The 23647-nt window shown below is 67.5% G+C and carries 23 protein-coding genes; 9 read left to right on the forward strand and 14 right to left on the reverse strand.

Annotated features, from left to right (window positions below):
- Positions 1-166 precede the first annotated feature (166 nt).
- Together XcodCFBP4690_RS18245 and XcodCFBP4690_RS18250 are read right to left on the reverse strand one after the other, a co-directional pair.
- Positions 167-397 (reverse strand): hypothetical protein, encoded by a 231-nt coding sequence (locus tag XcodCFBP4690_RS18245; RefSeq protein WP_104543167.1) that lies wholly within the window; start codon positions 395-397, stop codon positions 167-169.
- Positions 398-437: 40 nt separating this feature from the next.
- Positions 438-1295, reverse strand: coding sequence for a PA4780 family RIO1-like protein kinase (locus XcodCFBP4690_RS18250; protein ID WP_104543169.1), 858 nt, complete (start codon positions 1293-1295; stop codon positions 438-440).
- A 147-nt stretch (positions 1296-1442) separates the two neighbouring features.
- On the opposite strand from XcodCFBP4690_RS18250, the gene XcodCFBP4690_RS18255 reads away from it, so the two are divergent.
- Positions 1443-2306 (forward strand): IclR family transcriptional regulator domain-containing protein, encoded by an 864-nt coding sequence (locus XcodCFBP4690_RS18255; RefSeq protein WP_104543171.1) that lies wholly within the window; start codon positions 1443-1445, stop codon positions 2304-2306.
- Between the two features lie 86 nt (positions 2307-2392).
- On the opposite strand, the gene XcodCFBP4690_RS18260 is transcribed toward XcodCFBP4690_RS18255, so the two are convergent.
- The 9 genes from XcodCFBP4690_RS18260 to XcodCFBP4690_RS18300 form a co-directional block, all read right to left on the reverse strand.
- A complete protein-coding gene (locus tag XcodCFBP4690_RS18260; RefSeq protein ID WP_104543234.1) occupies positions 2393-3349 on the reverse strand; it encodes an alpha/beta hydrolase in 957 nt (318 codons plus the stop codon).
- Between the two features lie 74 nt (positions 3350-3423).
- Positions 3424-3810: a 4-carboxymuconolactone decarboxylase gene (gene pcaC / locus XcodCFBP4690_RS18265; protein ID WP_104543173.1), complete on the reverse strand. Its 387-nt coding sequence runs from the start codon at positions 3808-3810 to the stop codon at positions 3424-3426.
- Positions 3811-3834: 24 nt separating this feature from the next.
- Positions 3835-4617, reverse strand: coding sequence for a 3-oxoadipate enol-lactonase (gene pcaD, locus XcodCFBP4690_RS18270; RefSeq protein WP_104543175.1), 783 nt, complete (start codon positions 4615-4617; stop codon positions 3835-3837).
- A gap of 10 nt (positions 4618-4627) precedes the next feature.
- Positions 4628-5980, reverse strand: a complete 1353-nt coding sequence (locus tag XcodCFBP4690_RS18275; protein WP_104543236.1) for a 3-carboxy-cis,cis-muconate cycloisomerase — start codon at positions 5978-5980, stop codon at positions 4628-4630.
- Between the two features lie 267 nt (positions 5981-6247).
- Positions 6248-6811 (reverse strand): protocatechuate 3,4-dioxygenase subunit alpha, encoded by a 564-nt coding sequence (gene pcaG / locus XcodCFBP4690_RS18280; protein WP_104543177.1) that lies wholly within the window; start codon positions 6809-6811, stop codon positions 6248-6250.
- A gap of 4 nt (positions 6812-6815) precedes the next feature.
- A complete protein-coding gene (gene pcaH, locus XcodCFBP4690_RS18285) occupies positions 6816-7547 on the reverse strand; it encodes a protocatechuate 3,4-dioxygenase subunit beta (RefSeq protein WP_104543179.1) in 732 nt (243 codons plus the stop codon).
- 82 nt (positions 7548-7629) lie between these two features.
- A complete protein-coding gene (pcaF, locus tag XcodCFBP4690_RS18290) occupies positions 7630-8838 on the reverse strand; it encodes a 3-oxoadipyl-CoA thiolase (RefSeq protein ID WP_104543181.1) in 1209 nt (402 codons plus the stop codon).
- Positions 8835-9623: a CoA-transferase subunit beta gene (locus XcodCFBP4690_RS18295; RefSeq protein WP_104543183.1), complete on the reverse strand. Its 789-nt coding sequence runs from the start codon at positions 9621-9623 to the stop codon at positions 8835-8837. The genes pcaF and XcodCFBP4690_RS18295 overlap by 4 nt, the downstream gene beginning before the upstream one ends.
- Positions 9620-10483, reverse strand: a complete 864-nt coding sequence (locus tag XcodCFBP4690_RS18300) for a CoA transferase subunit A (protein ID WP_104543185.1) — start codon at positions 10481-10483, stop codon at positions 9620-9622. The genes XcodCFBP4690_RS18295 and XcodCFBP4690_RS18300 overlap by 4 nt, the downstream gene beginning before the upstream one ends.
- 257 nt (positions 10484-10740) lie before the next feature.
- On the opposite strand from XcodCFBP4690_RS18300, the gene XcodCFBP4690_RS18305 reads away from it, so the two are divergent.
- The 7 genes from XcodCFBP4690_RS18305 to glpK all read left to right on the forward strand — a co-directional run bounded on the left by XcodCFBP4690_RS18305 (position 10741) and on the right by glpK (position 19020).
- The gene (locus XcodCFBP4690_RS18305) at positions 10741-11817 is read left to right on the forward strand and encodes an aromatic ring-hydroxylating dioxygenase subunit alpha (RefSeq protein WP_104543187.1); all 1077 of its coding nucleotides are present in this window, start codon (positions 10741-10743) and stop codon (positions 11815-11817) included.
- Positions 11818-11839: 22 nt separating this feature from the next.
- Positions 11840-12643, forward strand: a complete 804-nt coding sequence (locus XcodCFBP4690_RS18310; RefSeq protein ID WP_104543189.1) for a GntR family transcriptional regulator — start codon at positions 11840-11842, stop codon at positions 12641-12643.
- Positions 12636-13619 (forward strand): PDR/VanB family oxidoreductase, encoded by a 984-nt coding sequence (locus XcodCFBP4690_RS18315; RefSeq protein WP_104543238.1) that lies wholly within the window; start codon positions 12636-12638, stop codon positions 13617-13619. The genes XcodCFBP4690_RS18310 and XcodCFBP4690_RS18315 overlap by 8 nt, the downstream gene beginning before the upstream one ends.
- 139 nt (positions 13620-13758) lie before the next feature.
- On the forward strand, positions 13759-14586 hold the full coding sequence (locus XcodCFBP4690_RS18320; RefSeq protein WP_104543191.1) for a DeoR/GlpR family DNA-binding transcription regulator: 828 nt from the start codon (positions 13759-13761) through the stop codon (positions 14584-14586).
- Positions 14587-14872: 286 nt separating this feature from the next.
- Positions 14873-16387, forward strand: coding sequence for a glycerol-3-phosphate dehydrogenase (glpD, locus tag XcodCFBP4690_RS18325; RefSeq protein ID WP_104543193.1), 1515 nt, complete (start codon positions 14873-14875; stop codon positions 16385-16387).
- 179 nt (positions 16388-16566) lie between these two features.
- Positions 16567-17388 (forward strand): MIP/aquaporin family protein, encoded by an 822-nt coding sequence (locus tag XcodCFBP4690_RS18330; protein WP_104543195.1) that lies wholly within the window; start codon positions 16567-16569, stop codon positions 17386-17388.
- A gap of 132 nt (positions 17389-17520) precedes the next feature.
- Entirely contained in the window at positions 17521-19020 is a 1500-nt protein-coding gene (gene glpK / locus XcodCFBP4690_RS18335; protein WP_104543197.1) for a glycerol kinase GlpK, read from the forward strand.
- 123 nt (positions 19021-19143) lie between these two features.
- Here glpK and XcodCFBP4690_RS18340 read toward each other — a convergent pair whose 3' ends face one another.
- The gene (locus XcodCFBP4690_RS18340; protein WP_104543199.1) at positions 19144-19656 is read right to left on the reverse strand and encodes a nuclear transport factor 2 family protein; all 513 of its coding nucleotides are present in this window, start codon (positions 19654-19656) and stop codon (positions 19144-19146) included.
- Between the two features lie 213 nt (positions 19657-19869).
- Positions 19870-21057, reverse strand: coding sequence for a 4-hydroxybenzoate 3-monooxygenase (pobA, locus tag XcodCFBP4690_RS18345; protein ID WP_104543201.1), 1188 nt, complete (start codon positions 21055-21057; stop codon positions 19870-19872).
- Positions 21058-21150: 93 nt separating this feature from the next.
- On the opposite strand from pobA, the gene XcodCFBP4690_RS18350 reads away from it, so the two are divergent.
- Positions 21151-22047 carry a helix-turn-helix domain-containing protein gene (locus tag XcodCFBP4690_RS18350; protein WP_104543203.1) on the forward strand — a complete coding sequence of 299 codons (897 nt, stop codon included), beginning with the start codon at positions 21151-21153 and terminating at the stop codon, positions 22045-22047.
- Positions 22048-22131: 84 nt separating this feature from the next.
- On the opposite strand, the gene XcodCFBP4690_RS18355 is transcribed toward XcodCFBP4690_RS18350, so the two are convergent.
- Positions 22132-23613, reverse strand: a complete 1482-nt coding sequence (locus tag XcodCFBP4690_RS18355; protein ID WP_104543205.1) for a benzaldehyde dehydrogenase — start codon at positions 23611-23613, stop codon at positions 22132-22134.
- Positions 23614-23647: the final 34 nt, after the last annotated feature.

Here is a 23647-nt window from a genome sequence, read left to right on the forward strand (position 1 = left end):
TTTTGCGCGACTCCGCCCCCTGACCTGGCCCGTCGGATAGACGTGGATTGCTGCATCGCATCGCAAGCCTGCGCGCGGACACGCCTACGCCCTGCGCGAGGCAACGTCTGATCGGTCCGACGTGAATGAATCTCGGGCGAGCGCCCCATGACCGCGCGTGACCAGGCTAACCGACAAGCGATGCGATGCCTTCATCCCGGATGGTGCGCAGCGCCTCATCGAAGGCGGCTTGATCGCTTGCGAACAGATCGTCCCATACCGTGGAGTTGTCGAATTCATCGACAACCTCCAGCGTCCAATCCGTATCGGGCCCACGATAGATCTCCAGGCGAACGGTGTGCCCGTCGCGGGTGACCGCTCGACTCAATGGCGAGACGACAAGCCGATATTCGCGCATAAAATTCTCGGTTGGGACGATATGACGCCAGCCCGCCGGCTCAGTCGTCCTCGGCAGCGGCTTCGCGGCCCTGCTGGCGGATCAGGTTTTCCTGTCGCGCGTCCTCGATCGAGGCGCGCACGGCGCGCACGTCCGCGCGCCGGGTATCGAACTTGAAGCGCCCGGTGAGCGCGCTGTCCGGACGCAGCTCGCCCTTTTCGAACAGCGCCCACATCTCTTCGCCGTAATGGGTGTCCAGCAGCTCGGGAGCGAAACGGCCCAGGCAGTCGCGCAGGTTGTGCACGTCGCGCAACAGCATCTCGCGCGCGGCATTGTTGCCGGCGGCGCTGACCACCTGTGGGAAGTCGATCACCACCGGGCCGTCGGGCGACACCAGCACGTTGTATTCGGACAGGTCGCCGTGCACCAGGCCCAGCGACAGCATCTTGACCACGTCGCCGATCAGGCTGGCGTGGAAGGCGCGCGCCTGCTCCGGTTCCAGCTCCACCTCGCCCAGGCGCGGTGCGCTGTGACCGGCGTCGTCGGTGACCAGGTCCATCAACAGCACGCCGTGGAAATAACCGCGCGGCCTGGGGACGTGCACGCCGGCATCCACCAGCTGGTAGAGCGCGTCGGCTTCGGTGTTCTTCCAGGCGGTTTCGGCTTCGCGGCGACCGAACTTGGTGGCCTTGCCCATCGCCCGCGCCTGGCGGCTGCCGCGGACCTTGCGCCCCTCCTGATACTGCACGCGCGCCTGGAAGCTGCGCTGCGCCATGTCCTTGTAGACCTTGGCGCACAGGATGTCCTCGCCGGCGCTGACCACGTAGACGGACGCTTCCTTGCCGCTCTTCAGTGGCCGCAACACTTCGTCGATGACACCGTCGTCGATCAGCGGCTGCAGGCCGGTGGGGGTTTTCATGGACGAAGGGGACCGATCCGAAACAAGTCAGCCGCGATTATGCGGCAACCTACGGTGAAGCGTTTACATGCGGGCGCACACACGGCGCCGGCGGCGTGCACCGGCACAAGCGCTTACCATGGCCGGACCTGTCCAGCACGCAAACCGATGCCCGAGCCCACCACCAGCCGTCGCAAACGTCCTGTCGCCGTCGCTGCGGCCGGTAGCGAGCGCAGCCTGCCGCGCGAGCTGATGCAGCAGATTGCCGCCGCGCAAGGAGATCCGGACTTCATGACCTCGCTGGGGCGCGGGCTGGTGGTGTTGAGTGTGTTCGCCCAGCACGCCCGCGAGGTGACGATGTCGCAGATCAGCCTGGAAACCGGCATTTCGCGCGCGGCGGTGCGGCGCGTGCTGCACACGCTGGCCAAGCTGGGCTATGTGGGCGAACAGGGACGCGGCTATGTGCTGTTGCCGCGGGTACTGGGCATCGGCGGTGCCTATGCGGCCTCGTCGTCGATGACCGCGGCGGCGCAGCCGGTGCTGGACGGCTTGCGCGACCAGCTGCACGAATCCTGCTCGCTGGGCGTGCTGGACGGCGACGATCTGCTGTACGTGGCGCGCGCGGAGACGGTACGGATCATGTCGATCGGGCTCCGGCCGGGCACGCGGCTGCCGGCCTATTGCACGTCGATGGGCAGGGTCCTGCTGGCCGCACTGCCCGGCGACACCTTGCAGGCGTACCTGGAGCGCACCACGCTGCGCCCGCGCACCGACCGCACGCTGACCCAGGCATCGGCGCTGCTGGAGGTGCTGGCGCGCACGCGGCGCGAAGGCATGTGCCTGACCGACCAGGAGCTGGAGATCGGCCTGCGCTCGATCGCGGTGCCGGTGCGCAACCTGCGCGGCGAGGTCATCGCCGCGCTCAACATCGGCGCCCAGGCCGGCCGCGTGAGCCTGCAGACCATGCAGACGCAGCTGCTGGACCCGCTGAAGCAGGCCGCGCAGCGCCTGGGCGCCTTGTTGAGTCAGTAGCTTGGCAGCGGGCCATCCGTGGATGCAGATCCGCACGCGTTGGCCGGGCAACCGCGCGCAACAGCGCAAACGCCGGCCCCGGGCCTCTATCGATCGTTTCCGTCACGGCCGGGCGCCTGGCGCGGCCGGCGCAGAAAGCTCACCACCGCATCCACCCAGGCGGCATGGGTGTCTTCCACCTGCGCCACATGATCCGACTGCGGCAGGGTGACCCAGCTGCGGTCTGCGCTGCGCAGGCGTACGTACAGATGCGCGTAGTCGGCCTGGGTGGCGATGGGATCGTCGACCCCGCGCAGCAGCAACACCGGCAGCGCACTGACCTGCTCGGGCCGGAACGCGAATTGCTCCATCGCGCGCCAATCGGTACGTATCGGGTCGGCGGCCAGCGCCTGCGCCACATAGGCATCGCGCACGCGGGCCGGCGCCGCATCGGCGGTGATGAAGTCCTCGCCGGCCGCCGCGGCCGTGGTGCGTTCGCGCTTCGGCTTGGGCGGCGATGGCGTTGCGGCGGCCGGGGCATCGACGTCGTCCGGGAAGCCGTACAGCACCAGCGCCGATACCGAGCGCGGGTGCTGCTGGCCGACCAGCAGCGCCACCCGTGCGCCGTTGGAGTAGCCGATCAAGGCGGGCGCCGGGAGTCCTGGATGCTGTCGGGCAGCCCAGGCCAGCACCTGCTCCACATCGCTTACCGCGCGCGCCGGGGTATTCCAGCCGCTGCCATCGCGCGCACTGCCACCATAGCCACGCAAGTCCACTGCGTAGGCGGCGAATCCTGCCTGCGCCAATGCCGCCAGCACCGAGCGGGAATCGGGGCTTTCAGCGGGCACCTGCAGGTCGAAATTGGGCAGGGAACTCCAGGTGCGGCCGTGCACCAGCACGATCACCCCGCGCGGCTGCGCCGGGATGCGCGACCACACCGCCAAGCGCTGGCCATCGTCGGCGCGCACCTGCGCCAGCACAGTGCCTGGCCCGGGCTGCGGCTGTGCGCCGGCGGCCAGTGGGAGCAACAGCGACAGGAGCAGACAGGCAAGTCGTCGCGTCATGCGGTGCCTTACGGTGGGCGCGATGGAATGCAGCATGGCAGGCGCGTGGCCCTGCGCGAAGCGAAGGCCGCGCATCAGGCTTCGGCAGCCTGTTCTTCCAGGATCGGCTTGGCCAGCGCAAAGGCATGGTTGGCGGCGGGCACACCGCAGTAGATCGCAGCCTGCAGCAGCAGTTCCTTGATCTGCTCGGCAGTGACGCCGTTGTTGCGCGCCGCACGCACGTGCAGCTTGAACTCTTCGTCGTGTCCGAGCGCGACCATCATCGACAAGGTGATCAACGAGCGGGTATGTGCAGGCAGGCCATCGCGGGTCCAGATGGTGCCCCAGGCATAACGGGTGATCAGCTCCTGGAATTCGGCAGTCAGCTCGGTCCGTGCGGCCAGCGCGCGCTCGACATGCGCATCGCCCAGGACGCGCCGGCGTTCGCGCATGCCGGCCTGGTAACGCTCGTCTTCGTGCATGAGGTGTCCTTCGGTACGGTTGAATCAATTGGCCTGCAGAAAGCCCAGCACCGCGTCATTGAACGCGGCCGGCGACTCCAGGTTGCACAGATGCCGGCCGGGCACCTGCGCGTAGTGGCCATCGGGTGCGGCGTAGGCGATCTCGCGCAGATTCGGCGGCGGGCAGACCGGGTCGTCGTCGCCGGCCAACGCCAGCAGCGGCAGGGCCAGGCCATCCAGCGCACCACGAAAATCCGCCTCGGCCACCGCCTGACAACAGGCGATGTAGCCGGCTGGCGAGGTGGAGACGAACGCGGCGGCGATCATGTCCAGCCGCTGCGCGTGGCTGATCGCGAAAGCCGGCGTGAACCAGCGCTGCAGGGTGGCGTCGATCAGCACCGGCAGGCCTTCGCTGCGCACCGTCTCGATGCGCGTTTCCCAGGTATCGGTGCTGCCGATCTTCTGCGCGGTGGCGCACACCACCAGCCGCCGCAGCCGCTGCGGTGCGTGCAGGCCCAGCCACTGCCCGGTCAGCCCACCGATGGACAGCCCGCAGAAATCGCTGCGCTCGATCTGCAGGCCATCCCACAGCGCCAGTACATCCTGGCCCAGGTCGGCGACGCTGTAGGGACCCGGCGGGGTTTCCGAATAGCCGTGGCCACGGCGGTCGTAGCGCAGGATGCGGAAATGCGGAGCGAAGGCCTCGATCTGCACGTCCCACATGTGCAGATCGGTGCCCAGCGAATTACAGAAGGTCAGCCATGGCCGGCCTTCGGTGCCGTCCAGGCGATAGTGCAGGCGATGGGTGGGCAGTTGGAGATAGGCCATCGGAGCACCGTCAACGGGAAGGGGAGCCGGCCAGCACGCGGTCGATCCAGGCCGAGGACAGGCCGCGCCAGCTGTCGCTATCGAACACCGCCTGCAGTTGCGCGTGCGTGAGTACCGCACTCACCTGCGGATCATCGCCCAGTACCTCGCGCAGATGCCGCTGCTGCGCCTGCGCCTGCGCCACTGCCTGTTCGACCAGCGCGTGCGCCTGCGGCTTGCCGAGCTGGGCGGCCAGCGCGAACACCGCCGCTTCGGCGTAGAGCACGCCGCCGTGGCTGTCCAGGTGCGCGCGCATGCGCGGGCGGTCCAGTTCCAGCCCGGCCAGGCAGGCCTGCATCTGCGCCAGGCTGCCGGCGGTCAGCCGCACGATCTGCGGCAACGTGTCCCATTCGGCATGCCATTGGCCGGCAGCGCGTTCGTGCGGCTGCAGCATCGCGCTGAACAAGGTGGCGACCAGGCCGGGCACGCGGGTGGCCGCCGCGACCGCCGCCACGCTGGAGACCGGGTTGCGCTTGTGCGGCATCGCCGACGAGCCACCCTTGCCGGCCGCCGAGGGTTCGAACGCCTCGCCGACCTCCGATTGCATCAGCAGCACCACGTCGCCACCGAGCTTGCCCAGCGTGCCGGCCAGCAGGCCGAACGCGCAGCCAACCTCGACGATGCGGTCGCGCGCGGTATGCCAGGGCACCGCCGGCAACGGCAGCGCCAGCGTGGTCGCCAGCGCCTGGGCCACGTCGAGCCCGCGTGCCTGCAGCGAGGCCAGCGTGCCGGCCGCGCCGCCGAACTGCAGCACCAGCGCATCCTCGCGCAGCGCCTGCAGGCGCCGATGGGCGCGTTGCAGCGCATCCAGCCAGCCGGCCGCCTTGAGCCCGAAGGTCACCGGCACGGCCTGTTGCAGCAAGGTGCGCCCGGGCAGCCCGGTATCGCGCTCGCGCGCAGCCAGCTCGGCCAGCTCGGCGCACAGCTGCTGCAGGCGCGGCAACAGCAACTCCAGCGCCGCACGCAGCTGCAGCACCGTGCCGGTATCGATCACGTCCTGGCTGGTGGCGCCCCAATGCACCCAGCGCGCGGCGTCGGCATCGTGCGCGCCCACCCGCGCGGTCAGCGCCTTGACCAGCGGTATGGCGGGGTTGCCGGCCAGGGCGGTGGCCTGCGCCAACGCGGCCAGATCGTAGTGCCGCACATCGCAGGCCGCGGCGATGGCATGGGCTGCATCGGCGGGAATCACACCGCACTGCGCCTGCGCACGGGCAAGCGCCGCTTCGAAGTGCAGCATGGCCTGCACGCGCGCCGCATCATCGAACAGTGCGTCGCACGCGGCGTCGCCAAACAAGGAATCCAACAGCGAGGACGTCGCACTCATGCATTGCATCTCTTGGCGTGCCGGCAGCATGGCACCGAAGCATGGGGGTGCCAACTAGACGATCGGGCGATACGCCGGCGGCAGCTGAGCGGCATGGTGGTACCGATGGTCGGCCCCCGTGCCTGCACTCGGCACCACGCAGCCATGCGCCTGCGTGTGCCTCTCCAGCCTGTCGGCATGGTGCGGCGGGGTGGCATCGCAGCGTATTGCCGCCACCGGCTGCACATCGGCGCATCGGCGCGACGCGTGCAGGCAGGCGTCGGTGACTCAGTACTGGAAGAACACCGTTTCCGCATCGCCCTGCATGTGCACGTCCCAGGTATAGGCGCCGCCACCGCGGGGCTGGGCCAGCAAGCTGCCGCGGCGGTCGGCCGGCACCAATGCCAGCACGGGGTCGCTGTCCAGTTGCGGGTCGTCGGCAAAGTACAGCCGCGTCGATGCGGCACGCAGCAGCCCGCGCATCAGCACCAGCACGGTCAGGTGTGCGGCCTGGGGCCGGCCATCCGGCCCGGCCACGGTGCCCGGCTTGACCGTGGCGAAGCAGAACCGCCCCTGCGCATCGGTGGGCACCCGGCCCCAGCCATCGAAGGCGGCATCGTGCGCCTGGTGGCGCGCGTCGGCGGCGTGCGCATAGATGCCGGCCGCATCGGCCTGCCACAGTTCCAGCACGGCGTCGGACACCGGCGCACCGGCGCCGTCATAGATGCAGCCGCTGATCTGCACCGGCGTGCCGGCCGCCTGCGGCGGCGCCAGGCGATCGCGATACAGCGGTTCCAGGCCGAGCCGGTAATACGGGCCCACGGTTTGCGACGGGGTGGCATTCAGGCTCATCGACTCACTCCCAGACCGTTTGCTTGCGACCGCGCAACACGATGTCGAAGCGGTAGGCCAGCGCATATTCGCTGACCGCGTTTTCCCAATCGAGACTGGACACCATGCGCTCGCGTGCCAGCGCGTCGTCGACACAGTTGTAGATGGGGTCGTGCGCCAGCAGCGGGTCGCCGGGGAAATACATCTGCGTGATCAGGCGCTGGCCGATGCCATCGCCATGCAATGAAAAATGGATGTGCGCCGGCCGCCAGGCGTTGTAGTGGTTGCGCCACGGGTACGCACCAGGCTTGACGGTCTTGAACGCGTAGCGCCCGTGATCGTCGGTGAGGACCTGACCGGTGCCGCGGAAATTGGGGTCCAGCGGCGCATCGTGGCGATCGCCTTCGTGCTGGTAACGGCCGGCGGCATTGCATTGCCAGACTTCCACCAGGCTGTTGCGCACCGGCTTGCCGTTTTCGTCCAGCACGCGGCCGGACACGATGATGCGCTCGCCCAACGGCTCGCCGCCGAAGCCTGCGGTGAGATCGGCTGCATGTGCGCCGAGGGTCAGCCTGTCCAGGCGTGGGCCGGTCACTTCCGACAGGGTCACCGGGATCTGGATCGGCGCGCGGCGCGGTCCGCGCAACGCCGTGGACGCATAAGGCGGATGCAGATAGGGCGGCTGCGTGCCGGGTTGGCTGCGGCGGTAGCCGAGCAACGGATCGGCAGCTGGCGCATCGACGGGGGTATCGCGCATCGTGAGGTCTCCCTGGCCGCATTGCGGCCTGTTCAGGCCAATGAGTGTGCAGGTGCTGCGTGATCGGTTGCCACGGCCAGGCTCACAGGCGTTCGATCGCCAGGGCCACGCCCTGCCCAACGCCAATACACATGCTGGCCAACCCGAACCGGCCGTCGACGGCTTCGAGCTGGCGCAACAAGGTCAGCGCCAGCCGCGCGCCGCTCATGCCCAGCGGATGACCCAGCGCGATGGCGCCGCCATTGGCATTGACCTGCGCAGCATCATCGGCCAGCCCGAGCTGGCGCATGCAGGCCAGCGCCTGGGCGGCGAAGGCTTCGTTGAGTTCGATCGCATCGAACTGCTCGATGCGCAGGTTCAGCCGGGCCAGCAGGCGCTGCGTGGCGGGTACCGGGCCGATGCCCATGTAGGCCGGTTCGACGCCTGCTGCCGCAAAACCGAGCACACGCGCACGCGGGGTCAGGCCATGCGCCTGTACCGCCTGCGCCGAGGCCAGAAGCAAGGCGGCAGCGCCGTCGTTGATGCCGGACGCATTGCCGGCGGTGACGGTGCCGGGCTGGCGGAAGACCGGCTTGAGCTTGGCCAGCATCTCGGCGGTGGTGTTCGGCCGTGGCGCCTCGTCGTGTTCGACCGTGACGGCTTCGCCACCCTTGCGCGCAGCCACCGGCACCGGGATGAGTTCGCCATCGAAGAAACCGGTCGCCTGCGCCGCTGCCACGCGTTGCTGGCTGCGCAGGGCGAACGCGTCCTGGTCCTCGCGCGAGATGGCGTGGCGCTGCGCGAGGTTTTCGGCGGTTTCGCCCATCAATTCGGTGCCGTAGGCGGCCTGCAGGCGCGGATTGATGAAGCGCCAGCCCATGGTGGTGTCTTCCAGTTGCTGGCTGCGGGCGAAGGCACTCTCGGCCTTGCCCATGACCCACGGCGCGCGCGACATCGATTCCACGCCGCCGGCGATCGCCAGCTCCAATTCTCCGGCACGGATGCCGCGTGCCACGGTGCCCACCGCATCCAGCCCTGAGCCGCACAGCCGATTGAGCGTGCTGCCCGGCACCGAACTGGGCAGACCGGCCAGCAACAGGCTCATCCGCGCGACATTGCGGTTGTCTTCGCCGGCCTGATTGGCACAACCCAGGTAGACATCGTCGATGGCGCCCGGGTCCAGCGAGGGGTTACGCGCCAGCAATGCCGCCAGCGGCAGCGCGCCCAGGTCGTCGGCGCGCACGCTGGACAGCGCGCCACCGTAACGGCCGATCGGCGTGCGGATGCCATCGATTAGATAGACCTCGCTCATGCCTCGGCCCCGGCGGACTGGGTGCCGTGCGCGGCATCGGTGCGTGCCTGCAGCGCGCGCAGTGCCTGCAGCTCCGTCGCGGTGGGCGGCGGGGTCTGGGCAAGCACGTCGGCAAAGCGGATCGGCCAGCCGGTGGCCGCAGTCACCTGCTCGCGGGTGATGCCCGGATGCAGCGCGGTCACCGTGAGTTCGCGGGTCACCGGATCGGGCTCCATCACGCACAGGTCGGTGACCACCACCGTGGGACCGGCGCCGGGCAGGCCGGCGCGCGCGCGCGCATCGCCGCCCTCCAGATGCCCGACGGTGGTGATGAAATCCAGTGCCGGTACGAAGCTGCGTCTGGACTGGCGCATGATGATGAAGACCTGCTTGGCGCTGGCCGCGATTTCCGGCGCGCCGCCGGCCCCGGGCAGACGCGTCTTCGGCGCCGCGTAGTCGCCGATCACGGTGGTGTTGAGGTTGGCATGGCGATCGATCTGCGCCGCGCCCAGAAACCCCACATCCACGCGGCCGCCCTGCAGCCAGTAGCGAAAGATTTCCGGCGTGGAGACCACCGTGTCGGCGGTTTCGGCCAGCTCGCCGTCGCCGATCGACAGCGGCAGCACGTCCGGGCGGGCGCCGATCGGGCCGGATTCGTAGATCAGGGTGACATCCGGCGCATGCGTCAGCCGGGCCAGATTGGCGGCGGTGGACGGCAGGCCGATACCGACGAAGCACACCGCGCCGTCGGGTAGCCGCCGCGCTGCGGCCACGGTCATCATCTCGTTGGTGCTGACTTCGCTCATGCGGCCACCTGCTGCTGCGAGTGCGCGTACACGCGCTGGAAGTCGGCGAAATCCTGCGTGTCGAGGACGTGCGTCTGGATCCACTGCTGAAACCGCGCACGGTCGCGTGCAATCGCATCCCAGCCCAGATAGAAACGGTTGTCGCGCGCGTAGTAGCCATGCGCGTACGACGGTGCGGCGCCGCCAGGCACGTGGCAGACCGCATCGACCACCCAGCGCGGCAGGATGCAGGCGTTGGGCGGTGCGTCGAGCGTGTCCACGATCTGCTCCACGGTCACGATCACCTTGCGCGCGGCCAGCGCGGCTTCCTTCTGCACGCCCAGGATGCCCCACAGCAACACATTGCCGCGTCGGTCGGCCTGCTGGGCGTGGATCACGGTGACATCGGGGTTGACGGCCGGCGTGGCGGCCAGCGTTTCGCCGGTGAACGGGCACTGCAGGAACTTGATGCTGTCGTTGACGCGCGGCAGGTCCGAGCCCACGTAGCCGCGCAACACCGCAAACGGCAGCCCGGAGGCGCCGGCGACGTAGGCATTGGCCATGTCGGCGTGGCTGTGCTCGCGCAACTGCAACGGCTGCGGCCAGGCATGTTCGACCGCATCGCGCAGACGGTGCAGCGACCCGACGCCGGGGTTGCCGCCCCACGAGAACCGCAGCGCCGCCGCGCAGCCGGCGCCAATCAGCTGGTCGTAGATCAGGTCCGGGGTCATGCGCACCAGGCGCAGGTTGCGCTTGTGCTGGCGGATCACCTCGTGCCCGGCCGCATGCGGAATCAGATGGGTGAAGCCCTCCATCGCCACGCAGTCGCCATCGACGATCAGATGGGATACCGCCTCTCTCAGGGAAACCACTTCAGCCATGGCAGCACGCCTGAATTGCGAACAAGCCATCACGGTAGAGCCGGCCAAACGACGCGGTCAATCCGATTATCGGCTTTTGTATTCGATAAACGCACAACTTCGCAAATAGGGTAATGCCTCGACATTGTCTCCGGTGTATACATAACTTCGCCTGCAAGCAGACGCCAGCGCTGGCATGCGCGTCAACTGACGGCCAGCCGCCGCGTCGGCACCGCTTCGTACCCCAGGTTGTATACAAAACCCCAGGAGTCACGGTCATGTCCCAGTCCAAGCCGCTGTTCCCCCTCAATGCGTGGTACGCCGTCGCCTGGGACCACGAGATCAAGCATGCGCTCACCCCGCGCAAGGTCTGCAAGCTGGACGTGGTGCTCTACCGCAGCACGGCCGGGGCGGTGGTGGCGCTGGAAGACGCCTGCTGGCACCGCCTGGTGCCGCTGTCGATGGGCAAGCTGCGCGGCGATGACGTGGTCTGCGGGTATCACGGGCTGGTCTACAACACCCAGGGCCGCTGCGTGCACATGCCGTCGCAGGAAACCATCAATCCCTCTGCCTGCGTGCGCAGTTTTCCGGTGGCCGAGAAGCACCGCTACGTATGGATCTGGCCGGGCGACCCGGCCAAGGCCGACACCGCACTGATCCCGGATCTGCACTGGGCGCACGACCCGGCCTGGGCCGGCGATGGCCGCACCATCTACGCCAAGTGCGACTACCGGCTGGTGCTGGACAACCTGATGGACCTGACCCACGAGACCTTCGTGCACGGCTCGAGCATCGGTCAGGACGAAATTGCCGAAGCGCCGTTCGACGTGGTGCATGGCGATCGCTCGGTGGTGGTGTCGCGCTGGATGCGCAACATCGACGCGCCGCCGTTCTGGGCCAGCCAGATCGCACGCCATCTCGATTACCGCGGCAAGGTGGATCGCTGGCAGATCATCCGCTTCGAAGCGCCCGGCACCATCGCCATCGATGTCGGCGTGGCCATCGCCGGCACCGGCGCGCCGGAGGGCGACCGCAGCCAGGGCGTCAACGGCTACGTGCTCAATACCATCACCCCGGAGACCGATACCACCTGCCATTACTTCTGGGCGTTCATGCGCAACTACGCGCTGCATGACCAGTCGTTGACCACGCTCACGCGCGCCGGCGTCACCGGCGTGTTCGGCGAGGACGAGGCGGTGCTGGAGGCGCAGCAACGCGCCATCGATGCGCACCCGGACCACACCTTCTACAACCTCAACGTCGATGCCGGCGGCATGTGGGCGCGGCGGGTGATCGACCGCATGATCGCGCACGAACTGCGCGCACAGGACCTGTCGCTGCGCATGGTGGGCTGAGCGCATTGCGCAGGAGATCAGCATGCCCCCGACCACTCCGTTCCACAGCAGCGCCGGGCAGACCACCCGCGCGCTGCTCACGCTGCGCGAACTGATCCTGGACGGCACCCTGCCCGCCGGAACGCGGCTGTCCGAACTGGCCGTGGTGCAACGCCTGGGCATGTCGCGCACGCCGGTGCGCGCGGCATTGCAGCGGCTGTGCGAAGAAGGCCTGGCCAGCGCCTTGCCGGGTGGCGGTTATGCGGTGCAGGCCTTCAGCGAACGCGATGTGCACGATGCGATCGAACTGCGCGGCACGCTCGAAGGCCTGGCCGCACGCATCGCCGCCGAACGCGGCGTGTCGGCCGCGCAGCTGGCCCAGGCCCACGCGTTGCTGAGCGAGATCGACACCATCATCGGCGCGCCACGCCAGGGCGTCGACTTCTCGGCCTACGTGCAGGCCAACGCGCGCTTCCATGCCCTGCTGATGGCGATGGCCGGCAGCGATGTGCTCGAACGTACGCTGACGCGCGTGGTGCAGCTGCCGTTCGCCTCTCCCAATGGCCTGGTCATGGCGCAGACCAGCGATGCCGATGCGCGGGTCATCCTGACCCTGGCGCAGGAGCAGCATCGCGAAGCGATCGCCGCCATCGAACAGCGCCAGGGCAGCCGCGCCGAAGCGCTGATGCGCGAACACGCGCGCCTGGCCCATCGCAATCTCCGCCACCTGTTGCAAACCCCTGCGGCGGTCAGCCAGGTGCGCGGCGGCGCCCTGATCGGCCGCGCCCATGCGTCCACCGCCGGCACCGACCGGCCTGCCCTTCTGCCTGGAGCCCCTCATGCGTAAAGACACCCAGTGGCATCGCGCCCATGTCGTCAGCGTTGCCGACGCCTGCCAGGGCGTGCGCGAAATCGTGCTCGATCCGGGCCCGGCCGCACGCAGCTTCGAGGTGGGCAGCCATCTGGATTTCCGCGTGCGGCTGCATGGCCGCGACGATGTGCGCTCGTACTCGCTGGTCGGCGAGCCACGCAAGGACGGGCATTACCGCATCGCCGTGCGGCAGATGCCCGACAGCCGCGGCGGTTCGCTGCACATGTGGTCGCTGCAGCCCGGCGACGTGGTGGAGATGTCGCCGCCCAGCAACAACTTCGCGCTGGACGAAAGCGGCGAGGAGATCCTGCTGATCGCCGGCGGTATCGGCATCACGCCCATCCTAGGCATGGCGCAGCGGTTGGCGCAGCGTCACCCCGCCTTCCGCCTGCTCTACGTCGGCCGCACGCGCAGTGCGATGGCCTACGTGGATGAGCTGGAAGAACTGCTCGGCGAGCGCCTGCACCTGCATTGCGACGACAGCGCCGGCCCGGTCGACCTGGCCGCCGCCCTGGAGCCGCTCTCGCCCAACGCCGAGGTATATGTCTGCGGGCCGCTGGGCATGCTGGAGGCGGTACGCCAATGCTGGCATGCGGCCGGGCGGCCGCGCGCGCGGCTGCATTTCGAAACCTTCGGCAACAGCGGCCGGGTGCCGGCGCAGGCGTTCGTGGTCAAGCTGCCCGGGCTCGGCCTGGAGGTGCCGGTGGCGGAAAACGAATCCATGCTCGATGCGCTGGCCGATGCCGGCGTCGAGCTGATCGCCGAATGTCGGCGAGGCGAATGCGGCCTGTGTGCGGTGGAGGTGCTGGATACCGCAGCCGACATCGATCACCGCGACGTCTTTTTCAGCGACGAACAACGCCGCGAGAACCGCAAGCTGTGCGCCTGCGTCTCGCGTGCGGTGGGCGGCAGCATCAGCATCGATACCGGCTATCGCGGCGAGCTGGGCTGACAGCCGTGGCCAGCGCGTGCGCCGGCAGTGGACTGGCGCACGCGCTGGTCGGGGCCGCAGGCGCCGACAGCGCACCATCGCACCGATCAGCCCGCTCGGTCGGCGCTCGGCCGATCGCCGTGTTTGCATCCTCACGCGCATGCGCGATCATCTGTGCATGGAGTCGACTCACTACAGGACTGTCCCGGCGCCGGCCTTGAACCCGCGCCAGGAGCAATTGGTGGCGCTGGTGCGGCAGCAGGGCTTTGCCGAGGTCGAAGGGCTGGCAACGCGCTTCGAGGTCACCCCGCAAACCATCCGCCGCGACCTGACCCTGCTTTGCGACGCCGGTGTGCTGCGCCGCTATCACGGCGGCGTCAGCATGCCCTCGAGCGTGGAGAACCTGGCCTATACCGCGCGCAAGGCGCTGCAGGCCAGCGAGAAGCAGCACATCGCCGCGCAGGTGGCGCGTTTCATTCCCGACGATGCCTCGCTGTTCATCAACCTCGGCACCACCAACGAGGAAGTGGCGCGCGCGTTGCTGCAGCATCGCGGCCTGCGCGTGATCACCAACAACCTGAACGTGGCGGTGATGCTCAGCGCCAACCCCAGCTGCGAGGTGATCGTAGCCGGCGGCGTGGTGCGTGGACGCGACCAGGGCGTGACCGGCGAGGCCACGGTGGAATTGATCCGCCAGTTCAAGGTGGACTTCGGGGTGATCGGCATTTCCGGCATCGATCTGGACGGCACCTTGCTGGACTTCGACTACCAGGAAGTGCGCGTGGCCCAGGCCATCATCGAGCACTCGCGCCAGGTACTGCTGGCCGCCGACCACAGCAAGTTCGGGCGCAATGCCATGGTGCGGCTGGGCGCGCTCGCCCAGGTGCACGACTGGTTCACCGACCGCGACCCGCCACAGGAGCTGGCCGGGGTGCTGGAAGAAGCCGGCACGCGGGTGCATGTGGCGGGTAAGAAAGGCGCCGCCTAGAGAGACCGGCATCGCCCCGGCGTGGCGCTGTCGATCCGCGCGGGCCGCCTAACGGCTGAAGCCCAATGCCATGTTCGTTTTTGTGCGTTTTGGCATGGAGACGGTGCCACCTTGAGTATATCAATAGGCCTAGAAAATCTTATCTAGACTTTTGATAGCCTTTAACTTCTCATATCTCGCCATCGACAGGCGATTCAGTTCTTCACGCCCCCGCAAGGTTCTATGTTCGAATATGTTCGAACATGACAACTTGGGTTCGCTATTGCGAATCTGGACGGAGACCCCGATGAGCGAGACGTACGATCTTCTGGTGGTAGGCGGCGGCATCAACGGGGTTGGCATCGCCCGCGATGCGGCCGGGCGCGGCCTGTCGGTGTGCCTGTGCGAGCAGGACGACCTGGCCGCGCACACCAGCAGCGCCAGCACGAAGCTCATCCATGGCGGCCTGCGCTATCTGGAACAGTACGAATTCGCCCTGGTCGGCAAGGCGCTGGCCGAGCGCGAAGTGCTGCTGCGGCTGGCACCGCACATCATCTGGCCGCTGCGCTTCCTGTTGCCGCACCAGCCGCATCTGCGCCCGGCCTGGATGATCCGCGCCGGTCTGTTCCTGTACGACCACCTGGGCGGCAGCAAGCGCAGCCTGCCGCGCTCGCGCCGGCTGTCGCTGCGCACGCATCCGGTCGGCGCGCCATTGCAGGAATCGTTGCGCACCGGCTTCGTGTATTCCGATGCCTGGGTGCAGGACGCCCGCCTGGTGGTGCTCAATGCGATGGATGCCGCCAGGCGGGGCGCGCAGATCCACACCCGCACCCGCTGCGTCGGCGCCTGGCGCGATGCCGGATTCTGGTACGCCGAACTCGAAGACCGCCAGGGCCGCCGCCGCACTGTGCAGGCGCGCGCCCTGGCCAATGCGGCCGGCCCATGGGCGGTAGCGTTCCTGGACAAGGTGGCAGCGGTGCCGCACCAGCACGCATTGCGCCTGGTCAAGGGCAGCCACATCGTGGTGCCCAAGCTGTTCGATCACGACCACGCCTACATCTTCCAGCAACCGGACCGGCGCATCGTGTTCGCCATTCCCTACGAGCACGACTTCACCCTGATCGGCACCACCGATGTCGACTATGAAGACGACCCCGCCGCGCCCAGGATCGATGCGGCCGAAGTGCAGTACCTGTGCGATGCGGCAAACCTGTATTTCCAGCAGCAGATCGGTCCGCAGGATGTAGTGTGGAACTACAGCGGCGTGCGTCCGCTGCTGGACGATGCGCAAGACAATGCCGCCGAGGTCACGCGCGACTATCAACTGGAAGTGGTCAACGACGGCGCGCCGTTGCTCAACGTGTTCGGCGGCAAGCTGACCACGTATCGCAAGCTGGCCGAAGAAGCGGTCGACCGGATCACGCAGGCCCTGGGGACCCGCAAGCCGGCGTGGACCGCGCGCGGCGATGCGCTGCCCGGCGGCGAGCAGCGCGACATCGCCAGTCTGTTGGAGCGGGTGCGCACTGCGCGTCCATGGTTGCCTGCTGCTACCGCGCAGCGCCTGGTGCGCAACTACGGCACCTGCGCCGAACAACTGCTGGGCGATGCCAAGGACATCGCCGGGCTGGGTACGCACTTCGGAGCGGACCTCTACCAGGCCGAAGTGGATTACCTTCGGCAGCACGAATGGGCGCAGAGCGCCGACGATATCCTGTGGCGTCGCAGCAAACTCGGCCTGCGCATCGATGCAGACGGCCGCCAGCGCCTGGAGGCGTATCTGCAGGCGCAGCCGGTGCCGGCCATCGACACTGCCGCCGCTTGAAAACACACCGCGTTGCCGGCGAGGACGGGTCGTCCAGCAACGTATCCTGGCGAACTGCCGGCATCATGACGATCAATGTGGAGGGCACACCCGATGAGCACCAACCAATTTCCCTGCGCGCCAAGGCGTGCATCGCGCCCGCTTGCGCACAACCGTGACTGCGACGCGGGACTGCCCGCATGAACCGTCAGCTCGTGGGTGAGTTGATTTCCGAAGCGGTGGCGATGTTCGTCATCATCGCGCTGGGCGATTCGGTGGCGGCGATGTATGTGCTGTACGACCCAAGCCCTTATCAGAACGCCTACTGGGGAGTGTGCATCGCCTGGGGCCTGGCGGTCACGCTGGCGATCTACGTCACCGGCGCGGTCTCCGGTACGCATGCCAATCCGGCCGTGACCCTGGCGCTGGCGCTGTTCCGCGATTTTTCCTGGAAGAAGGTGCTGCCGTACTGGATCGCGCAGGTGATCGGTGCATTCCTGGGCGCGGCCATCGTCTACCAGCTCTACGGGCCGGTGATCGATCACTACAACCAGGTACAGCAGCTCACCCGCGAAGCCGGCGGTGCCGCCGGGGTGTTCTTCACCGCGCCGGGTCTGGCGGTCACGCCGATGCATGCCTTCGTCGACCAGATCATCATGACCGCGTTGCTGATCTTCGGCATCTTCGCCATCACCGAGCGCTTCAACGAAGCCGCACCCGGCGCCAACTCGGGCGCGTTGATGATCGGCCTGCTGGTCGCCACGCTGGGTGCCTCGATGGGGTATCTGGAAGCCTGGGCGATGAATCCGGCACGCGATTTCGGGCCGCGTCTGTTCGCCTACTTCGCAGGCTGGGGCGAAGCCGCCCTGCCGGCCAAGGACAACTACTGGTGGGTGCCGATCGTCGGGCCGTTGATCGGCGGGCCGATCGGCGCATTGGCGTACCAGTGGCTGATTCTGCCGTTCCTCCCCGCACGTGTGCGGCACCTGCAGGGCGACACGCCGCCGCTGGATCCGCGCTGACCGCCGCGCCTTGCCGCACGCCCGACCGCATGCACGGATCGCCGCCGCCGGCGCGTCATTCGTGCAGCGTCACCCAGTTGCACCGACCACTCTCGCCGTGCGCCAACGCCGGCATTGTTTGAGGAATCTTCGATGGAAAAGCAATACGTCCTGGCGATCGATCAAGGCACCACCAGCTCGCGCGCGATGTTGTTCGATCGCCAGGGCAAGGTGGCCGGCGTGGCGCAGCGCGAATTCGGGCAGATCTTTCCGCAGCCGGGCTGGGTGGAACACAACCCGCGCGAGATCATGACCAGCGTCTACACCACCATCACCGAGCTGCTCAACAACGCGCAGATCGATGCACGCGCGATTTCCGGTATCGGCATCACCAACCAGCGCGAGACCGCGGTGGTGTGGGACAAGGCCACCGGCCAACCGATCTACAACGCCATCGTCTGGCAATCGCGGCAGACCAAGGACATCTGCACCCAGCTCAAAGAAGCCGGGCACGAGCAGATGGTGCGCGACAAGACCGGGCTGCTGATCGATGCGTATTTTTCCGGCACCAAGGTCAAATGGATCCTCGACCATGTGGAAGGCGCCCGCGAGCGCGCTCGCAATGGCGAACTGGCCTTCGGCACCATCGACAGCTGGCTGATCTGGAACCTCACCGGCGGCAAGGTGCATGTGACCGACTACACCAATGCCTCGCGCACCATGATGTTCAACATCCATACCCTGGAGTGGGATGCCGAACTGCTGGAGATGCTGGACGTACCGGCGCAGATGCTGCCGGAGGTGCGCTCCTCCAGCGAGGTCTATGGCACGACCCAGACCCAGTACTTCTATGGCGAACAGGTGCCGATCGCCGGCATTGCCGGCGACCAGCAGGCAGCGTTGTTCGGCCAGGCCTGTTTCGAACCGGGCATGGCGAAGAACACCTATGGCACCGGGTGTTTCATGCTGATGAACACCGGCGACAAGGCGGTGGCCTCCAAGGCCGGATTGCTCACCACCATCGCCTGGGGCATCGACGGCAAGGTGGAATATGCGCTGGAAGGGGCGATCTTCGTCGCCGGTTCGGTGGTGCAGTGGTTGCGCGATGGCCTGCGCATGCTGGGCAAGGCCAGCGACTCGCAGGCCTATGCCGAGCGCGCCGGCGACAACGATGGCGTGTATCTGGTGCCGGCCTTCGTCGGCCTGGGTGCGCCCTACTGGCGCAGCGATATCCGCGGCGCGGTGTTCGGCCTGACCCGCGGCACCAGCAAGGAACACTTCGTGCGCGCGGCGGTGGAGTCGATGGCCTACCAGACCCGCGACGTGCTCACCGCGATGCAAAGCGATTCGGGCATCGAGTTGAAGGAACTGCGCGCAGACGGTGGCGCCATCGCCAACGACTTCATGGCGCAGTTCCAGAGCGACATCCTCAATGTGCCGGTGCTGCGCCCGGAAGTGGCCGAAACCACCGCACTGGGTGCGGCCTATCTGGCGGGTCTTGCAACCGGGTTCTGGAGCAGCCGCGAGGAAATTGCCAAGCAATGGGCGGTGGATCGTCGTTTCGAACCGGCCATGGCCGAGGACAAGCGCGAGCAGCTGTATGCCGGTTGGCAGCAGGCGGTGGAAGCGACGATGGGCTTCAAGATCAGCTGACCCGCTCTGACTGCAAGGCTTGCAGTGAACGTCTCATCTTGCGCGATCTAGCACGGCAGCTATGCGGCCATCACGCGCATGACGCTGGCCTGCGGTGACGCAGGCCAGCGCCGTTTCAAGCGCTTACTGGCCGCCGGTGCTTGCCCGGCCGGCGATGGTGTCCGGATCCCAGTGTTCCTTGATCAGGCCCTTCTCGATGCGGAACATGTCGAACCAGGTGGTGGTGTAGGTCTTGCCGGGATTACGCGGGTCCGGCAGCGTGCGCACCGACACCAGCGTGACCAGGTCATGGTCGGCGGTGATCGCCACCAACGGCAGTTGCACCCGCGGCTGTACCTTGGTCGGCGGCACAAAGGCTGTCAGGAAGGCGATGAAGGCATCGCGCCCATTGGCCACGTTCGGGTTGTGCTGGATGTAGTTCTTGTCCATGTACATCGGCGCGTACTGCACCTGGCCTGCCTCGAACACGATGCGCCAGAAGTCGTAGACCAGACGCTTGTTGGCGGTTTCGTACCAGTTGGAGCCGATCAGCAACTTTTCGTGGTTGGGGTTGGCGGTCACCGCAGTCTGCGCAAACGCCGCCACGGGTGCGAGCAGCATGATCAATACCAGGGCGCGAGAGACGAATTTCTTCATGGGTCACTCCAGGGATGAAGCGGTCCGTGCGCTTGCAGGGGTGTCGACGTACGGCACCGCGGTTGGGGGAATGACGCGTCCTTGCTTCCGCATACTGCTACGCGTCGGGACAACCCTACCCAGCACGTCCGCGCGTGCGCTAGCCACCCGAAAGTGCACTTGGGCACCTCGAAAATTCCAGGTGATCAAATGATTACCCTGTGCGGCGCACCCTCAGGTGTCGGGAAGGCCGACCATCGGCAGGCCCGCATAGTTCTCGGCAATGGTCGCGCGCCCGGCCTCGCTGCCCAGCAGGTACGCAAGCTCGGCCTGGCGCAAGCGCGCCGTAAAGGAATCTTCGTCATCGAAGGTGTGCAGCAGCGTGGTCATCCACCACGAAAAACGTTCGGCCTTCCACACCCGCTGCAGCGCCAGCGCTGAGTACTGCTGCAAGACGTCGGCATTACCAGAGACCTTCCAGCGCGCGAACAGTTGCGCGAGCAGCCCCACATCGGCCAGCGCCAGATTCAGTCCCTTGGCACCGGTGGGCGGCACGATATGCGCGGCATCGCCGGCCAGGAACAGGCGCCCGTACTGCATCGGCTCGACCACGAAGCTGCGCAATGGCGCAATGCTCTTCTCGATCGAGGGGCCGGTGACCAGGGAGTGCGCCAGCGCATCCGGCAGCCGTGCCCGCAATGCATCCCAGAAGGCCTGGTCGCTCCATGCCTCCACGCGTGCGTCGGCCGGCACCTGGACGTAGTAGCGCGTGCGCGTAGGCGAGCGCATCGAACACAGCGCAAATCCCAGGCGATGGCGTGCGTAGATCAGCTCGTCGTGCACCGGTGGGGTGTCGGCGAGCACGCCAAGCCAACCGAACGGGTACACCCGCTCGTACAGGCGCAGACGGTCGGCAGGGATACTTGCGCGGCTGACGCCATGGAAGCCGTCGCAGCCCACCACGTAATTGCAATCGACCCGCAGCCGTGCGCCGTCGTGGCTGAATTCCACGCTGGGCGCGGTGCTGTCGACTGCCTGCAATCTGACATCGTGCGCGCTGTAGTAACTGGGCGCGCCACTGTCCCGACGCGCCTGCATCAGATCGGCCGTGAGCTCGGTCTGGCCATACACGGTGACCCCGCGCCCGCAGCCGCGCAACAGATCGATCCGTTCGCGCTGCCCGTCGTACAGCAGGTCGAAGCCGTGGTGTATCAGGCCTTCGCGCTGCACGCGCGCTCCGACCCCGGCGCGCTGCAGCAAGTCCACGCTGCCCTGTTCCAGGACACCGGCGCGGATGCGCGCCATCACATGCTCCGGTGTCTGCCGCTCGATCACCAGCGTATCGATGCCGAGGCGCTGCAGCAGCTGGCCCAACAGCAAGCCGGAAGGGCCGGCACCGATGATCGCAACCTGGGTTCGCATGAAGCGCTCCTGCCAAGAACCAGGCTCGCAGTGTCGGTAGCCAACCGCGGCCATTGAAGGGATGATTGCGTGCAGTGCTTGGACTTTTCGACGATGCCCACACGCGCACGCCAACTCACTGCAACCACCGCCGTTCCCGCATTCGGCCTGTACGGCGAGCAGCACGCCGATCCACCGGAGCTGCTGCATTGGGAATCGATCGCCGCACGCAGCCGATTGCACGACTGGCAGATCGACCCGCATCGGCACGAAGACTTGGCGCAACTGCTGTACGTGCAGCGCGGGCCGGCAACGTTGCAACTGGATGGGCTGACACGGCGCCTGCATGGCGCCACCGTGGTGTGGTTGCCGCCGCTATGCGTACACGGATTTGCGTTCGACCCGCGGGTGCGCGGGCACATCATCACCTTGTGCATGCCGCTGGTGCGCAGCGCGCTGGACACGGCACCCGCGCTGCAGCCGGGCCTGGCACGGCCGGCGGTGCTGCTGGCCAGTGGATCGCGCAGACTGCTCGACGTGCTGTTCGACAGCATTGCCAACGATCATGCGCACCAGCGTGTAGGACACGCAGCCGCACTGCAGGCGGCCGCGGCGCAACTGGTGATCTGGACCGCACGCACGGCCTTGCAAGGCCTGCACGAGGAGGCGGAGGCCAGCCCGCAGGCAGACCCGGCGCTGCGCCACCTGCGCGCCTACCAGGCATTGATCGACCAGCACTATCGTGCGCACTGGCCGATCTCCCGCTATGCCGACCAGTTGGGCCTGACCCCGGGCCATCTGAACGCGCTGTGCCGACGCCTGGCCAATGCATCGGCGCTGGAGCTGCTGCAGCGCCGGATCATGCTCGAAGCCCGCCGCAGCCTGCGCTACACCAGCCTGAGCGTGCAGCAGATCGCCGCCACGCTTGGATTTTTCGATGCCGCCTATTTCAGCCGCTACTTCGCGCGGCATGCAGGTTGCTCGCCAACGCGTTTTCGCGCTGGCGAGTGACTACGCTCGTCGTGCGACTGCGTGCGATGGATAGGAGTGCGAAGGCGCCGGCCTGGCGATGACGCCAGACCTGCGCCCGGACGCTCAGAACGGGTACTGCGGCACCTCGCTCTTGACCGTCAGCCACTGCCAATGCGTGTACTGCTCCCAATCGGCCGGGCCGCCAACGCTGGTGCCGTTGCCGGATGCCCCGGTGCCGCCGAACGGGTTGATCACCTCGTCGGCCACGGTCTGGTCGTTGATGTGCAGCAGGCCGGTGTGCAGGCGTTCGCCGAGCGCCATCGCCCGCGACACCGACGCGGACAGGATGCCCGCCGCCAGGCCGTACTCGCCGTGGTTGGCCAGTTCGGCGGCTTCTTCGTCGGTGTCGAACACGCTGATGTTGACCACCGGCCCGAACACTTCCTCGTCGAACGCGCGCATGCCCGGCCGCACGTTGGACAGCACGGTGGCGGCATAGAACAGCCCCTCATTGGTGCCGCCAGCTTCCACGACCGCACCGGCAGCCACGCTGTCGCTAACGATATCGATGATGCGTTGCAGCTGGCGCTGGTCGATGATGGGCCCCAGCGCCACCGTGCCGCTGACCGGGTCGCCGACCGGCAGATGCCGCGCCTTGTCGGCCAACCGCTGGATCAGTGCCTGGGCCACGTTACGCTGGACCAGCACCCGGCCGGTGGCCATGCAGATCTGGCCCTGGTGCAGATAGGCACCGAAGGCGATCGCCGATGCGGCGCGGTCCAGATCGGCGTCGTCGAGCACGATCACGGCATTGTTGCCGCCCAATTCCAATGCCACCTTCTTCAGGTGTCGCCCGGCGATCTCGCCGATACGGCGGCCGGCAGCGGTGGAGCCGGTGAAGGCGATCATCGGGATATCCGGCGCCTCCACCAGCGCCTGACCGATCTGCGCATCGCCGTGCAGCACGTGCAGCAGTCCTTTGGGCAAGCCGGCTTCTTCCAACACCTGCGCGATGATCACCCCGCCGGTGTAGGGCGTGCGCGGATCCGGCTTGAGGATCACCGCATTGCCCATCGCCAGTGCCGGCGCCACCGAGCGCAGCGACAGGATCAGCGGGAAGTTGAACGGCGAAATCACCGCGATCACGCCCAGCGGCAGATGCCGCGCAAGGCTGAGTTGGCCGGCGGCGGTTGGCAGCACCTGGCCGACCGCCTGCAACGGCAAGCCGGCAGCCTGTTGATAGAACACCACCGCCTCATCCACTTCGCGCTGGGCCTTGGGCAGGATGCCGCCGGTTTCGCGCGCAATCAGCAATGCGGCTTCGGCGCTGCGGGCCTGCATGACCTGTGCGGCGCGATGGAAGATCGCGGCGCGCTCGCGCGGCGGGGTGGCGGCCCAGGCGCGCTGCGCCTGCTTGGCCTGCGCCACGGCGGCCGCCACATCGTCCAGGTCGGCCTTGCTGACTTCGTGCAGCAAGCCACCGGTCGCCGGCTCATGGATCGGCAAGCTGCCGCCGTGGCCCGGCACCCACTCGCCATTGAAGATGCAGCCTTGCCACGCGGGCGTATCGGTCGCAGCGACCGCTGCGCTGGAAAGAGCATTCATGGTCTAGCCTCCTGCTAAAACAGTTGGGGAGAGT

Origin of the sequence: Xanthomonas codiaei (assembly GCF_002939785.1) — a bacterium.
Taxonomy (GTDB): Bacteria; Pseudomonadota; Gammaproteobacteria; order Xanthomonadales; family Xanthomonadaceae; genus Xanthomonas; species Xanthomonas codiaei.

Excerpts from the sequence above, each read along its gene's own strand:
- XcodCFBP4690_RS18245 (WP_104543167.1), bottom strand. The coding sequence starts at position 397 with ATGCGCGAATATCGGCTTGTCGTCTCGCCATTGAGTCGAGCGGTCACC.
- XcodCFBP4690_RS18250 (WP_104543169.1), bottom strand. The coding sequence starts at position 1,295 with ATGAAAACCCCCACCGGCCTGCAGCCGCTGATCGACGACGGTGTCATC.
- XcodCFBP4690_RS18255 (WP_104543171.1), top strand. The coding sequence starts at position 1,443 with ATGCCCGAGCCCACCACCAGCCGTCGCAAACGTCCTGTCGCCGTCGCT.
- XcodCFBP4690_RS18260 (WP_104543234.1), bottom strand. The coding sequence starts at position 3,349 with ATGACGCGACGACTTGCCTGTCTGCTCCTGTCGCTGTTGCTCCCACTG.
- pcaC (WP_104543173.1), bottom strand. The coding sequence starts at position 3,810 with ATGCACGAAGACGAGCGTTACCAGGCCGGCATGCGCGAACGCCGGCGC.
- pcaD (WP_104543175.1), bottom strand. The coding sequence starts at position 4,617 with ATGGCCTATCTCCAACTGCCCACCCATCGCCTGCACTATCGCCTGGAC.
- XcodCFBP4690_RS18275 (WP_104543236.1), bottom strand. The coding sequence starts at position 5,980 with ATGAGTGCGACGTCCTCGCTGTTGGATTCCTTGTTTGGCGACGCCGCG.
- pcaG (WP_104543177.1), bottom strand. The coding sequence starts at position 6,811 with ATGAGCCTGAATGCCACCCCGTCGCAAACCGTGGGCCCGTATTACCGG.
- pcaH (WP_104543179.1), bottom strand. The coding sequence starts at position 7,547 with ATGCGCGATACCCCCGTCGATGCGCCAGCTGCCGATCCGTTGCTCGGC.
- pcaF (WP_104543181.1), bottom strand. The coding sequence starts at position 8,838 with ATGAGCGAGGTCTATCTAATCGATGGCATCCGCACGCCGATCGGCCGT.
- XcodCFBP4690_RS18295 (WP_104543183.1), bottom strand. The coding sequence starts at position 9,623 with ATGAGCGAAGTCAGCACCAACGAGATGATGACCGTGGCCGCAGCGCGG.
- XcodCFBP4690_RS18300 (WP_104543185.1), bottom strand. The coding sequence starts at position 10,483 with ATGGCTGAAGTGGTTTCCCTGAGAGAGGCGGTATCCCATCTGATCGTC.
- XcodCFBP4690_RS18305 (WP_104543187.1), top strand. The coding sequence starts at position 10,741 with ATGTCCCAGTCCAAGCCGCTGTTCCCCCTCAATGCGTGGTACGCCGTC.
- XcodCFBP4690_RS18310 (WP_104543189.1), top strand. The coding sequence starts at position 11,840 with ATGCCCCCGACCACTCCGTTCCACAGCAGCGCCGGGCAGACCACCCGC.
- XcodCFBP4690_RS18315 (WP_104543238.1), top strand. The coding sequence starts at position 12,636 with ATGCGTAAAGACACCCAGTGGCATCGCGCCCATGTCGTCAGCGTTGCC.
- XcodCFBP4690_RS18320 (WP_104543191.1), top strand. The coding sequence starts at position 13,759 with ATGCGCGATCATCTGTGCATGGAGTCGACTCACTACAGGACTGTCCCG.
- glpD (WP_104543193.1), top strand. The coding sequence starts at position 14,873 with ATGAGCGAGACGTACGATCTTCTGGTGGTAGGCGGCGGCATCAACGGG.
- XcodCFBP4690_RS18330 (WP_104543195.1), top strand. The coding sequence starts at position 16,567 with ATGAACCGTCAGCTCGTGGGTGAGTTGATTTCCGAAGCGGTGGCGATG.
- glpK (WP_104543197.1), top strand. The coding sequence starts at position 17,521 with ATGGAAAAGCAATACGTCCTGGCGATCGATCAAGGCACCACCAGCTCG.
- XcodCFBP4690_RS18340 (WP_104543199.1), bottom strand. The coding sequence starts at position 19,656 with ATGAAGAAATTCGTCTCTCGCGCCCTGGTATTGATCATGCTGCTCGCA.
- pobA (WP_104543201.1), bottom strand. The coding sequence starts at position 21,057 with ATGCGAACCCAGGTTGCGATCATCGGTGCCGGCCCTTCCGGCTTGCTG.
- XcodCFBP4690_RS18350 (WP_104543203.1), top strand. The coding sequence starts at position 21,151 with ATGCCCACACGCGCACGCCAACTCACTGCAACCACCGCCGTTCCCGCA.
- XcodCFBP4690_RS18355 (WP_104543205.1), bottom strand. The coding sequence starts at position 23,613 with ATGAATGCTCTTTCCAGCGCAGCGGTCGCTGCGACCGATACGCCCGCG.